The sequence below is a fragment of the Rossellomorea marisflavi genome (genome assembly GCF_009806575.1).
GTDB lineage: Bacteria > Bacillota > Bacilli > Bacillales > Bacillaceae_B > Rossellomorea > Rossellomorea marisflavi_A.
The window spans coordinates 3,688,273-3,701,265 of sequence record NZ_CP047095.1; the positions used below are offsets into that span (position 1 = coordinate 3,688,273).

At 45.3% G+C, this 12,993-nt stretch carries 14 protein-coding genes and 1 pseudogene; 1 reads left to right on the plus strand and 14 read right to left on the minus strand.

The window, feature by feature from the left end:
• Nucleotides 1-69: 69 nt before the first annotated feature.
• From secA to hpf, 4 genes and pseudogenes are all read right to left on the minus strand, one after another.
• On the minus strand, nt 70-2,580 hold the full coding sequence (gene secA, locus D5E69_RS19160; protein ID WP_048006640.1) for a preprotein translocase subunit SecA: 2,511 nt from the start codon (nt 2,578-2,580) through the stop codon (nt 70-72).
• 237 nt (nt 2,581-2,817) lie between these two features.
• Entirely contained in the window at nt 2,818-3,930 is a 1,113-nt protein-coding gene (locus tag D5E69_RS19165; RefSeq protein ID WP_159130053.1) for a YecA family protein, read from the minus strand.
• Nucleotides 3,931-4,059: 129 nt separating this feature from the next.
• Nucleotides 4,060-4,895, minus strand: a pseudogene (locus tag D5E69_RS19170) (DUF1028 domain-containing protein).
• Nucleotides 4,896-5,049: 154 nt separating this feature from the next.
• Nucleotides 5,050-5,631, minus strand: a complete 582-nt coding sequence (gene hpf / locus D5E69_RS19175) for a ribosome hibernation-promoting factor, HPF/YfiA family (protein WP_048006637.1) — start codon at nt 5,629-5,631, stop codon at nt 5,050-5,052.
• 112 nt (nt 5,632-5,743) lie between these two features.
• Between hpf and D5E69_RS23425 the strand changes: the two genes are divergently transcribed.
• Nucleotides 5,744-6,019: a hypothetical protein gene (locus tag D5E69_RS23425; RefSeq protein ID WP_200843190.1), complete on the plus strand. Its 276-nt coding sequence runs from the start codon at nt 5,744-5,746 to the stop codon at nt 6,017-6,019.
• Here the strand turns inward: D5E69_RS23425 and D5E69_RS24085 are convergent.
• The 10 genes from D5E69_RS24085 to D5E69_RS19225 all read right to left on the minus strand — a co-directional run bounded on the left by D5E69_RS24085 (nt 5,975) and on the right by D5E69_RS19225 (nt 12,939).
• On the minus strand, nt 5,975-6,532 hold the full coding sequence (locus D5E69_RS24085; RefSeq protein ID WP_148796302.1) for an REP-associated tyrosine transposase: 558 nt from the start codon (nt 6,530-6,532) through the stop codon (nt 5,975-5,977). The genes D5E69_RS23425 and D5E69_RS24085 overlap by 45 nt on opposite strands.
• 96 nt (nt 6,533-6,628) lie before the next feature.
• Nucleotides 6,629-6,970 (minus strand): flagellar protein FliT, encoded by a 342-nt coding sequence (gene fliT, locus D5E69_RS19185; RefSeq protein ID WP_159130054.1) that lies wholly within the window; start codon nt 6,968-6,970, stop codon nt 6,629-6,631.
• The gene (gene fliS, locus D5E69_RS19190) at nt 6,970-7,374 is read right to left on the minus strand and encodes a flagellar export chaperone FliS (RefSeq protein ID WP_159130055.1); all 405 of its coding nucleotides are present in this window, start codon (nt 7,372-7,374) and stop codon (nt 6,970-6,972) included. Before fliS ends, fliT begins: the two co-directional genes overlap by 1 nt.
• A 21-nt stretch (nt 7,375-7,395) precedes the next feature.
• Entirely contained in the window at nt 7,396-8,898 is a 1,503-nt protein-coding gene (locus tag D5E69_RS19195) for a flagellar hook-associated protein 2 (RefSeq protein WP_159130056.1), read from the minus strand.
• 18 nt (nt 8,899-8,916) lie between these two features.
• A complete protein-coding gene (gene flaG / locus D5E69_RS19200) occupies nt 8,917-9,264 on the minus strand; it encodes a flagellar protein FlaG (protein WP_159130057.1) in 348 nt (115 codons plus the stop codon).
• A gap of 159 nt (nt 9,265-9,423) precedes the next feature.
• Entirely contained in the window at nt 9,424-10,644 is a 1,221-nt protein-coding gene (gene fliB, locus D5E69_RS19205) for a flagellin lysine-N-methylase (protein WP_159130058.1), read from the minus strand.
• A gap of 62 nt (nt 10,645-10,706) precedes the next feature.
• Nucleotides 10,707-11,531 (minus strand): flagellin N-terminal helical domain-containing protein, encoded by an 825-nt coding sequence (locus tag D5E69_RS19210; RefSeq protein WP_159130059.1) that lies wholly within the window; start codon nt 11,529-11,531, stop codon nt 10,707-10,709.
• A 153-nt stretch (nt 11,532-11,684) separates the two neighbouring features.
• Nucleotides 11,685-11,906, minus strand: coding sequence for a carbon storage regulator CsrA (gene csrA / locus D5E69_RS19215; protein ID WP_159130060.1), 222 nt, complete (start codon nt 11,904-11,906; stop codon nt 11,685-11,687).
• A 4-nt stretch (nt 11,907-11,910) separates the two neighbouring features.
• Entirely contained in the window at nt 11,911-12,354 is a 444-nt protein-coding gene (gene fliW, locus D5E69_RS19220; RefSeq protein WP_159130061.1) for a flagellar assembly protein FliW, read from the minus strand.
• Nucleotides 12,355-12,357: 3 nt separating this feature from the next.
• Complete coding sequence (locus D5E69_RS19225) at nt 12,358-12,939, minus strand: DUF6470 family protein (RefSeq protein ID WP_159130062.1); 582 nt, start codon at nt 12,937-12,939, stop codon at nt 12,358-12,360.
• Between the last annotated feature and the right edge of the window lie 54 nt (nt 12,940-12,993).

Consider the following 12,993-nt stretch of genomic DNA (forward strand, 5'->3'; position numbering starts at 1 on the left):
ACCTCAAGTAGTATTTGGGTCCTTCTTTTCAGAAAAGTACCCGGAGCAAGGCTCCAGGCAGTTTTTCTCTTATCCGGTTATCCCATGGCAATGCTTATATTTCTTCCCGCTTCCGCATGGGCATGGATCATTTCGTCCGATGCTTTCTTTGCGGCGGAGCGGCTTCCTTTTCGCCTTCTCACCGTCTTCCTTCGGGTTGACGGCCTGGCCTTTGGCCACTTCCTGGCGCTCAAGGTTGTTTTTGATTTCAGCCTTCATGATGTATTTCGCGACATCTTCCTCGATGGAGATGATCATGTTTTCGAACATGGCGAATCCTTCATGCTGGTATTCACGAAGCGGATCGGTCTGACCGTACGCACGGAGGTGGATACCTTGTCTGAGCTGATCCATGGCATCGATATGATCGATCCACTTTTGATCGACAGCGCGGAGAAGGATGACTTTCTCGAACTCACGCATCTGTTCTTCAGACATCTCGGCTTCTTTTTCATTAAGCTGGTGGTGGACATCCTGGAAGATGATGTCGACGATCTCTTCCGGCTCTTTGCCACGTAGCTCGTTTTCATTCACTTCACCTTCAGGGAGCAGGTTCGCATTGACGTAATCAATGAGACCTTGAAGGTTCCAGTTTTCCATCTCTTCTTCCTGCGTATGGGCAGCCACCTGACGCTCAATGACCGATTTGATCATGCCGTCCACGATGTCGCGGAGGTTTTCGGAATCGATGACTTCATAACGCTGCTTGTAGATGATCTCACGCTGCTGGCGAAGGACATCATCATATTGAAGGAGCTGCTTACGGGCATCGAAGTTATTCCCCTCGACCCGTTTCTGGGCGGACTCAACGGCACGGCTGACCATCTTGCTTTGGATCGGCTGCGTATCATCCATCCCGAGGCGCTCCATCATGCTCTTCATGTTGTCGGAGCCGAAGCGGCGCATCAGCTCATCTTCCATGGAGAGATAGAATTGAGTGACACCCGGGTCCCCTTGACGTCCAGAACGTCCACGGAGCTGGTTATCGATCCGGCGGGATTCGTGACGTTCTGTACCGATGACGGCCAGTCCGCCAAGCTCGATGACGCCTTCACCCAGTTTGATATCCGTACCACGACCGGCCATGTTCGTGGCGATCGTAACGGATCCAGGTTGTCCCGCTTCCAGGATGATTTCCGCCTCGCGACCGTGGTTCTTCGCGTTAAGGACGTTATGGCGTACGCCTTTTTTCGTCAGGAGCTTCGAGATGAGCTCGGATGTTTCGACGGCGACTGTACCGACAAGGACCGGCTGCCCCTTCTCATGACGCTCTTTGATATCCTCGACCACTGCAAGGAACTTCCCTTCCATGGACGCATAGATCAGATCGGCACGGTCATCACGGACGATTTCCTTATTCGTCGGGATGACGATGACGTTCATGTTATAGATATTGCGGAATTCCTCTTCTTCCGTCTTTGCCGTACCGGTCATACCGGAAAGCTTTTCGTACATACGGAAGTAGTTCTGGAATGTGATGGTGGCCATGGTCATGCTTTCGTTCTGGATCTCCAGGCCTTCCTTCGCTTCGATGGACTGGTGAAGACCGTCGCTGTAACGGCGTCCTTTCATCAGACGTCCCGTGAAGGAATCGACGATGATGATCTCGCCTTCCTGTACCACATAGTCCACGTCGCGGTGCATGCTCACATGAGCCTTCAGCGCTTGCGTGATATGGTGGTTCAGGGTGACATGGGTGATATCGAAGAGGTTGTCGATATGGAATGCCTTCTCGACCTTGCTGATTCCGTCTTCGGTCAGCTGGACGCTCTTCGTCTTCTCATCATACGTATAATCGTCCTCTTTGTTCAGGGTGCGCACGACGGCGTTCGCCTGGATGTAGAGCTGAGGCGTACGCTGTGCGTTTCCGGAGATGATAAGCGGCGTACGGGCTTCATCGATCAAGATGGAATCGACCTCATCGATCACGGCGAAGTGAAGGGGACGCTGTACCATCTGCTCTTTGTAAAGGACCATGTTATCACGCAGGTAGTCGAACCCGAATTCATTGTTCGTACCGTAGGTGATGTCGGCGCTGTATGCTTCGCGCTTCTCTTCTTTCCCCATGGAGTTGAGGTTCAACCCAACGGAAAGACCGAGGAACTCATACAGTCTGCCCATCTCTTCGGCATCACGGCTGGCCAGGTATTCATTGACCGTGACCACGTGGACGCCTTTGCCTGTGATGGCATTCAGGTAGACCGGCATCGTCGCCGTCAATGTTTTACCTTCACCGGTTTTCATCTCGGAGATGTTTCCTCCATGAAGGGCGGCACCCCCCATGAGCTGGACGCGATACGGATAAAGACCGAGTACACGGCGTGCCGCTTCACGAACAACGGCAAACGCCTCGACGAGCATATCATCGAGTGTTTCCCCTTTTTGATAGCGCTCCTGGAAGCGGACCGTACGCTCACGGATTTGATCATCCGTCAGGCGCTCCATTTCAGGACCGAGGGCTTCTATTTGATCAGCAAGCTTTTCGAGCTTCTTGATTTCTCTTTTATTTCCATCAAACACTTTATTCAATAATCCAAGCATTCATAAACGCTCCTTTATCTGTGTTTACGGTGAGGGCTTCATCCATTATAAACGTCTTACATGAGATTCCCATGAGAAATGTGCTCTATCCTTATTCGAGACAGAGTCCTTGAATTCCTTCATGCGTATACCTACTAATCTTACCACTATCATAGGGGGGTTACAACATATTGGGAAAATGGGACCCTTGTAAAAAGACCGCCACTTCTGAATGAAAGGGCGGTCTCCTTTTATGTCTTAAGCCTTTTGTTCCTTCAGCATGCTGTACACAGTGTCCTGATAGCTCTCCCAGATCTGCTTGCTCCGTCTCGAGATGCTGTTGGCCGACACGTCGAAATGCTCGGCAAGCTCCTTCTGCACGTGACGGATGCTGATTTCGTCGATATTCTTCGCCATATCGACCATGGCACCTGAATAGATCTTCGGATTGCGGATCGTCGGACGCTCGGTGTAGAAGTACTTCTCAAGCACCGCAACAAGAAGGGCACTCTCCTTCTTGTTCTCCCCTTTTTCCTCCAGGTAATCCTGAAGGGCCTTAATGGCCTCTATGTACTCAGGGGTCTTCCAGATCTCGACGCCTTCGATGGCTCCCGTCGTCTCCTCTTTCTCTTCTGCCGGGGCAGGCGTTTTCGCAGCCTTGCGTTTCTCGGCACCGTACAGGACGAAGCCGACGTCGGCAAGCTCAAGATACTGCCCGGCAAGATACTCTTGCAAGTCGTCAAACTCGCCTTGCTCGAAGCGGATCTTCACCATCTCCGAAGCCCCTTTCTCGATGATCGGATAGATGAAGTACTGAGCGAACGGGATGTAGCTGTCGCCATTCGGCAGCAGAAGCCCAAGGAAGAAGCTGCCCTCTTCCATGTGTCCGAACGCTTCCTTCACCAACAGCTCTTCACCCGTAATGGCTTCCGTCACGCGAAGCGTCTCGTCATCGACCTTCTCCACGCTACCCGCTGTGATCCGTACCTTCTTCCAAGACTCAAGACGTTCTGCCGTCTGTGGACGGGTCACCGTCTGCTTGTCCACGAACCGGTCGATGAGACGAAGACCTCCCTCATCCTTCTGGGTCACCCCATACCAGCTCACAAACGCCATCTCATAAATATCGGGATCGGCCTTCATCAGCTCCATCTTGGAAAGATAATGATGATATAGCTCCTCCATATGCGGTGATTGCGTCGTCGCAATGAAATCATACGCCTGTGCCTGAAGCACATCCAGCTCCTGCTTCACCAGCGCATCGATATCGATGGCATTTTCTTTTCCATGACATTTCTTATATTTTTTCCCGCTACCGCATGGGCAAGGTTCATTTCGTCCAACTGTATTCATTCCTGTTACCTCATTCATTGTTGTTACCTCCAAAATAGTTCACGACCTTCACACAAACATTCATTATATAACAAGTAAGCCTTACTATAAACCGTTTTAACGCAAGAAAAAAGAACCAGCCCCTGTTCCAGGCCGGTTCCCGTCTCCTCAACGTCCCTGATTTTTCATGAAATCGAGGACATCGAGGTCGATATAGCTTTCATCCTGCTCCCGCATCTCGAAGTTCTCTGTATGAAGATAATCCGTCAGGCTCTGCTGCAGCGACTTCTTAGGGTCCTTGTACCCTAAGCGCGTGAGTTCCCTGTCCAATTCATCACGGAGCGTCCCTTCAATCAGGACGACCCTACCGGAATCGGACGGTTTGAAGTAGAGCTGGTGCATGCGGAAAATCCGTTGAAGCTCCTCGATTGGCGATGGATGGTCGTCCACGCGAAGATCGATGTAGCGATCATTGAATCCTCCGTAGCCACCCTCTTCTTTTACGACGAGAAGGGCAGCAGACTGCATCCCCCTCGAGTCCCCACCCGCATCCTGTCCGGCACTCAGGGCGGTGAGAAGCCTATCGGCAAGGGTGCCGGGTGCTGCTTCGAACGTATCGAGCATCGCTTGGACCGTTTGTTCATCCACGAGGATATTCCCCTGAACGGCCACATGCTTCCCTGTCATCCCCCAGCCCAGGCATAACAGCCTTCTCCTGTATACGTGGCCGGATTGCCATGGGCGTCGATGATTCCTACCTGGCGCAGATGGCGTTCAGGATCGTCTTTCGTGATGATCTCCAAGGCTTCCTCTGCCGTCTTCCCTTCTTCGAGGAGACGGAGCGCTTCGGGACCATATGCGGTATTGGCATAGGACTGGGTGGCGATGGCGCCGATGCCCGCTTTCGCAAACGGGACGACGGAGCCGACGGCCAGGAATTTGGACTGGACGGCGATGCCCCATTCCTGGGTTTCGGGGTCGTGGGCGATGATGGAGTAGGTCATGAGTGGGTTCCTCCTTTATGGTGGGTTGTGCAGATCATGTCATTTAGGATTATGTGTACGTCATGCTACACCGTTTAGCGTGCTGGCCGGACGCCGTCTCGTAAACGGAAAGGGTCCTGCGGTCTGATGAGACCGCAGGACCCTTGGCTATTCATTAATGCGTTTCGATCAGGCCGTACTTGCCGTCTCTACGCTTGTATACGATATTGGTTGCATTCGTCTCCGCATCCGTGAAGATGAAGAACGTGTGCCCGAGCATATTCATCTGAAGGATCGCTTCCTCGCTGTCCATCGGCTTCAGATTGAAATTCTTCGTACGCACTACTTCCGTGTCATCCTCGAGCTCATCCACCTCAGGCTCTGCCACCCCGTTCGGTGCCACATTCCCAAGATCCTCCTGAGCCGCAAAGAACTCCTTCGGACTGCCCTTCTCACGCATCTTGCGGTTCACCCGCGTCTTATGCTTACGGATCTGACGCTCAAGCTTATCGACTATTAAATCGATCGCCGCATACATATCCGTGTTCCGCTCTTCCGCGCGAAGCACCAGATTCGGCATCGGGATCGTCACTTCCGTCTTCGTATTTTTATCAGGATAGACTTTCAAGTTAACGTGCACATTTGCATCAGGAGTTTCATTGAAATAACGTTCCAACTTACTGATTTTCTTCTCCACGTGCTCTCGAATAGCTGGAGTTACCTCAATGTTCTCGCCACGAATGTTGTAATTCAACATGTAAACTCCTCCTTTAAAAATAAAGCTATGTTGTATATATTCTGCATTCCCTTTCGTATTCCTGCTTAAACTTTCTTAATTATTTGTCAATATTGTGGAGGTGGTGTAGAAAATGGTAGATTGGTGGCGGGGATTTGGGGATTGGGGCGGGTTGTTGTGGAGTAGATTGGCGGGGTTTGTCGAGGATTGGTGGATTATCGCCTTTTTGTGCCTGGCACCTTGTTGCCTTTTTGTGCCTGGCACCTTGTTGCCTTTTTGTGCCTGGCACCTTTTTGCCTTTTTGTGCCTGGCACCTTTTTGCCTTTTTGTGCCTGGCTCACTCAAAATGTATCTAAATGCTTTATTAGATATTCCATTCATTAATCTTCCGCCGGGTTTCTACAAATAATTGATATTTATGATGAGGATCCTCACCCAGTAACGATAGAATCTTATCTGTGTGTATGATTGTTGACTTAGATGGAGCAAGGAAGGCTCCGTAACTACTCCACAGGTAATCTTCCGGTAGTTTCGTATAGTTTGCTTTTACAGGGTTGAGGTGAATGTAGGCACTTGTGTCGAGGAGTTGCTTGTGGTTGCGGATTTGTTTTGAATAGAATCTGCCTTGAAACAGGTGACCGACGTAGTCATAACGGTGGTTGAAGTAACGGGCATAGACGGAGTGAAGGTAATGGATTAAATCAGTGGGGGTATGGTTTATCGTGCCGAGGATAAGATGAAGGTGGTTAGGCATAAGACAGTAAGCGTGGAGATCTGAGGGGTAACGTTGAAGAGCCTTTTGTAGAAGTTCCATGTAATGTTGATAGTCCTTTTTGTCTCTGAACAAGTTGCTTTTCCGATTTCCTCTTGCAGTAATATGATAGGTAGCACCGGGTATCCAAATTCTTTTCGGTCTTGGCATATCATTCTCCTTTCAAACTAAGTTAGGTTTTGTATTCGACAACTTTCCACAAAACCCTCCAAATGAAACGAAAAAAACCTCCCAATCAAGAGAGGTCTAATTCCGTTTATCGTAAAACATTCCATCCGTTTGCATGGATTCATATGGATTAGTATATTTCTGAACGGTCGTTTTGGTTTTACTGACGCCATTCATATCCCGCTTTATATCAATCTTCAAACCTGCCAGCTTTTGATCAATCTGTTTGTTCCATAGTACGATTTCTCTTCCCATACGCTGTTCCTCTAAAGAGTACGGTGGAGTGATTGAGGGCAGAAGCTGCTCTCTTTTGTCCAGAAGGACTTCAATTGACTCGATTCTGGAGTCACGCTCCTCCTGCCCTTCAAATAGGTCTTTCAGCTGTTTCGTAAGCGCGTGGCACTGGAGGACAGAGCTCATTATGCTTGTCCGCCTTGACCGGCGTATTGTTTTTGTCTATTCATTTGAATAGCTTGTTTCCATGTATTACGGAAATCGGTGACGAGTCCTTCGACTTCTTCCAGAATGGACAGGTCATTTTTTATGTTGGCTTCTGTCAGCCTACGGTTGATATATTCGTAGAGTGATAAGAGATTGGCAGAGATGTTGACATTTGTGTCCAAGGTGACCATGAGTTCATTGATGATGGCCTGGACCTTTTGAATGTTGGTGTTCTTTACCTCGATGTTTTTATCGGTCATGGCTTGTTTGGCGATGTGAAGAAACTTCAGGCAGCCGTTATACAGCATGAGAGTGAGCTCTCCCGGTGCTGCCGTGTTGACTGAGTTGTTCTGGTAGGCTGCGTAAGGGTTGTTGATTGCCATGGTGACACTCCTTTATTTCAATTATGAGAACTGTTGCATGAGATAAGCAGACTGGGAATTTGCTCGTTGTACCGCTTTCTCCATGGCGGTGAATTGGCTCCAATAGCGGCTTTCAACTTGCTTCATTCTATCTTCGAATCGAGAAATTTGAGAATCCATGTTTTTAAGCAGCTTCCCTATGGAAAACGTATCGTTAACTGCTGACGTTTTCCCCGCTTTCTTTTCGACACTTTCCATGGTCGATTTTAAGGTATCCCTCATTCGACGAGCAATGCCTTGTTCAACTGAAGTCGATCCATTCTTGGCAAATAGTTCATAGATAGCGTTAGGATCTTTAGAAATTGCCTCTTTAAGCTTGGATTCATTAATGATCAGTTTACCCCTATCAAGATAGTTACTAGATGTGGTAATCCCAATTTGAGAAAGCTGGTTAGTATCCTTCGTTCCACCAGATACGGATGTGTATAAATCAGTACGCATCTTGTTCAATCCAGATGAAAGCACTGAATCGTTGCGGAGTGTCCCGCTGCGTGCTTTTTCTTCCCACAATTTGATTTCATCTTCTGACATGTCCTTCTTCTGTTCTGCAGTCAAAGGCTGGTAGTCACGGAATTTCTTCTCATTTACCTCTCCGTTGACCTTCTCGATAAGCTTATTATACTCATCTACAAACTTAACGATAGACTCCATGATCTTGTCAACATCAGGAGCTGAGGAGAATGTTACATTCGTATTGGAGGCATTTTTAAGAGTGATCTCTACCCCATTAATGACAAAGGTATTGGATGATCTCTCTGTCTGCATACCGTTATATGTGAATATAGCGTTCTCTCCTCTTGACCCTCTTCCAGCATTTGCTGCCGCTATATTAGTAGAATCGATGCCCATTTGGCTAAAGAATTCCCCTTCAAGCTGAATTTCCGCCTCAGTGCCGCTGTTTCCACTGTTTTTACTCATGACAGACATTTGCTTTGTCTTCTCATCAAAAAACATCGTAACGCCTGTTTTTGAATTTATTTTTGAAAGAAGGCTCTCCATGGTATCTGCAGTTGGATCAAAGGTCACTTCTGTAAATTTATCCGGCATTGTACCGTCTTTGTTAATCGTTTTTACTCTAATCGTTTGTTCTCCTGATAAGCCCAATGAATCACTAAGCTTCTTTTTTGGATCAAAACTTCCGTCCACGGCCCGGCCGAACATCGTGGCTGAAGTCGCCAGTTTTTCCACCTTGATGGTACCGTTAAAGTCAGAAGTGGATGCGAGGTTCTTAACAGAAATGTCGTTGGGATTTGAGACATTCACTGTTTTTTGAATATAAGTCGACTGCTTCATGACCCCATCAAAGATCAAATTGCTAAAATTGAGCATGAGACTATTCACATCACGGTAATCATCCCGCTGCCATTCAAGGTACTGCTTCTTCTGGTTCAGTTTATCTAAAGGAATACGCTCCGCCTTCATCAGGTCGCTGATGATCTGGTCTGTATCCATACCGCTGGCGAGTCCGCCTACTCTCATAGCCATGAGTCACACTTCCTTTTCTTATCCTTTTTTATCCACTAGCAAGCCCATGAATTCAGCCATATCTGCATGCATATCCAAGAATTTTTTTGCAGGAATTTCCTTTACGACCTCTTGAGTGATATCGTCTACGATTGTCACATAATACTCGTTAAGTCGATCATGGTATTTAAATTTGAGATGTGTATTCGCAGATGAAACAACTTCATTCATTCCGCTCACAGCATTTTGCAGGGACTTTTTTAAGACAGGTTTCTCTAATGGTGTGGATTCTTGCTGCTTCTCTTCTACCCTTGCATTCTGTATTAACTGGTTCATGAAATTGTTCACTTTCTGCTGTGTATGTACGCCTATTGCTCCACCTGTCATGATTAAAAAATCCTCCTGATCTTTATAGGAATTATATCGGATTAAATATTGTAATAGTTTAGGTTAAACTTAGATAGGTATTCTCGCAGTAAAAAATAAAATTCTTACTAATCGCTACCACACAGGGATATACGACAATAAGAATTTAATAAAAAATATTTAGTTTTTAACTAATAATGAATAAGAACCCAAATTATTAAGTTTATTTTCTTTCAAGAAATTATAGACCTTGTTTAAATATGCTTTGTTATGACCTATATTTCTAGCAAACGATTGAATAAAAGAAACAATATCTTGATCACTGAAAGAATCTTCCAAACTACTTTTAATACCGATCAAATGTAACTTTATTAAAGAATAATGCAAAATCAAATAACTATATTCCTTTAAATAATCCCCCTCTGTGTTCAATGGAAACATCGTTTGAAATACGTAGTTTACTACATAATTTTCAAAAATATATTCATAATTCTCTTCTTCTTTTCTAAAATGTTCCAAGCTAATGTTATAATTTTTAAAATTTTCTTCACCAGAGTTTTCATTAGAATATTTTATACCGTTTAAAAATTTAGAGTAATACTCCTTAAACCTCGGATGATGAATTCCTTCAATGCTTCTTGATTCCGTAATAAGTTTTAATACTTTAAATTGCATCTCTAAGTTAACTGGAACGTTTTTAAATAAATCTGACACATTTCCTGCTACCAGATTATTCTTAAAAGTCGATACTACACTATGTACTTGAACACTTTCATTTTTAGTTTCCTGTAGTTTTTGTACAAATAACCCTATGTATAAAAGTCGCTCCCACAGTTTAATACTTCGATTTTGAAGTACTTGTATAATAAAGTATCTGATATCCCAGTAATTCCTCTCAATACTATCTTCCTTATAAAGGTTAGTACTGAGTTCTCCATTTAAAAATGTAGTCTTCTTGTCTAGTTCGACAACTTTATAATCTATACCCTCTTTGTTTAACAATGCTAATCGAGCTATTTCTGGACAGGATACCAAACCAGATTTTTCAATACTATCGTTCAATTTGTTTATTATTCTAGGGTAGATTGCACAGGTATTACACAGATGATTTTCTCCATATTGTTGTTGAATGCCACATAGTTTTTCCTCTGTTAAAAAGCTACACTGACCCTGATCATTTAAATTCATTCTTGCAAAAAAGCTATCCTGAGAATTGGACAAGGTTTTATTTTTTGATACACCACTTTTAAATTTCTCTTTAAAATCCAAATCATTAATTTTACGATATTTTTTGTATGATTTTTTATCGATGGATATTGTCCAATTTGCACAACACGTATCCTCACACTGGGGGCCAATACAAGCGAATTTCTCCATATAAATCGGTTGTAAAGTTTTCATTGTACCGAACTCCTTTTAAAAAAAGAAAGAGCTTGATAAACAAGCTCCTTCTCTGAAATAGATTAACGAAGTAATTGTAGAACACCTTGAGGCTGTTGGTTCGCTTGTGCCAACATCGCTTGTGCTGCTTGAGATAGGATTGAGTTTTTGGTTTGGTCCATCATCTCTTTTGCCATATCTACGTCGCGAATACGAGATTCAGCAGCAGTTAAGTTTTCTGAAGAAGTATTCAAGTTATTAATTGTATGTTCCAAACGATTTTGTTTAGCCCCAAGTTGTGCACGCTCATCAGAAACTTTGGCAATTGCTTTATCAATTGTGTCTACTGCTGTAGTTGCATCTGTATGTCCACCTGAGATGTCTATAGCGTTTACTCCAAGTGCTGCTGATTGCATGTCTGCAAAAGAAACTTCTAATTTTTGGTCTTTATTAGCACCAATTTGGAATGTAAATTTACCAGCATCTCCACCAGTAACATCCAGCAAGTTTTGAGTATTGAATTGAGTAGTTGTAGCAATCCTATCAACTTCTTCTATCAGGTCTGCAACTTCTTTTTGTAATTGAGCTCTATCTTCATCTGTATTGGTATCATTACCTGCTTGAACAGCAAGCTCGCGCATGCGTTGAAGGATTGAGTGAGTTTCATTCAATGCACCTTCACCAGTTTGAATCATGGAGATAGCATCTTGAGAGTTTTTAGATGCCATATCCAACCCTCGAATTTGTCCACGCATTTTTTCAGATATTGCTAGTCCTGCAGCATCGTCGCCTGCACGGTTAATACGAAGACCAGAAGATAGTTTTTCCATAGATTTAGATTGTGCATTAGTAGCACTGTTCAACTGACGGTGCGTGTTCATTGCAGCTATATTGTGATTGATTCTCATTGTGTTATTTCCTCCTTGAAAGTGAGTTCACGTCCTTGTGAACTATATGATTTGGTTTGCCGGGGAGGTTGAGGTCGGCCGCCCTTTCCTCTTTGGCTTACATAAGTAGTATCGGTCGTTTTTCCTGGGTGTTTAGTCGTTTTAAAAAACTTTTTATTCGTTTTTCGGGAGGAGATTTAGTAGGTTTTGGATGCCTTTTGAGGCTTCGGTGTTTTGTTTTTGTATGGATACATAGACTTCCTTTCGGTGGATGTCTATATGTTTAGGAGCATCGATGCTGAGTTTGATTTGGTCTCCTTGAATAGAGACGACTTTGATTTCGATGTTGTCGCCGATTTGGATGCTTTCGCCGGTTTTCCTGGTGAGTACGAGCATGCGGTCACCCCTTTTTCCCGTCTGGCTGTGCCAGGATTTGGTGTTGGGTGCGGTAGTTCGTGTCGGTTAAGATGACTTGCTTCCCGCTTTTGTTAGCTGTGTTGATAATGATTGGTGCTTGGAGGTTAGCCGTCGATTCATTGAAAGGATTCTTTACGGTCAAGATTGCCAGGACTTGAATATCTGCGGTTGTAGGATTGCCTAGTTGTTCAAGGTTTGCCCCGTCCAGTTCAAAGTCATATTCCGAAAAATAGAGAAATGGGTTTGTTGTGATGAAAGCAAGATCGGGTGTCATAGTGGACTGGAGGATTTGGAACCAATTATTATCCTCTAAGGGTATTAGAACAAACTGCTTTTCTTCATGAAAACCGGGTACCCCTTGTGGGAATGAAAGAAGATCTTCGTCATTGACGGTGAAGCTGCCGTGATAGGCTGTTTGAATGTTCATGTGTCACATTCCTTTGTTTAAATTTTCACCTGGTGCGACCCAGTCGATTTTGAGGTCGGCATATCGCTGCATACCGATGTTTACCTTTGCTGGAGTGAAGTCGACGATCGGTTTATATGTCCGGGTATTGTTGATGACACGCTGGGGCTCAATGTTCACCCTTACGCTTCCAGGATCATAACCGATTTTGACGCTACCCGCCGAAGGGATAAAGGCTATATTAAAGTCATAGATTGGACTCGTGCTATTGCGGTCAGCCTGTTCGGCCAAGGCATTTCCACCGTTTTCGATCATCATGAGCTCATCGCCGTCTCCAGAGACTCGCTCCATGCCCTCGAGCCAGTCCTGATACCCTTGATTTGCAAAGTCTTCGATCCGCCTTCTAATTGATTTGAGATCCATATCGGCTCTGGCTTCAGTCTGATCGATGGTTAATTTAGACGGAGTGCGTTCAATATCCATCTTGGCCTGTGGTTGCTGGATGTCTACAATCGCATTTGGTTGCTGCATATCGAATTGGCCCGGAGTGGTCTCAATGGATATCGCGGCATTGGTTGATTGGATCCGGATTTGCGGGACATTCATTCTGTTCACCTCTCTATGGTAAAAGGGACCGACCGCGGATGGTCGGTCCCTTTA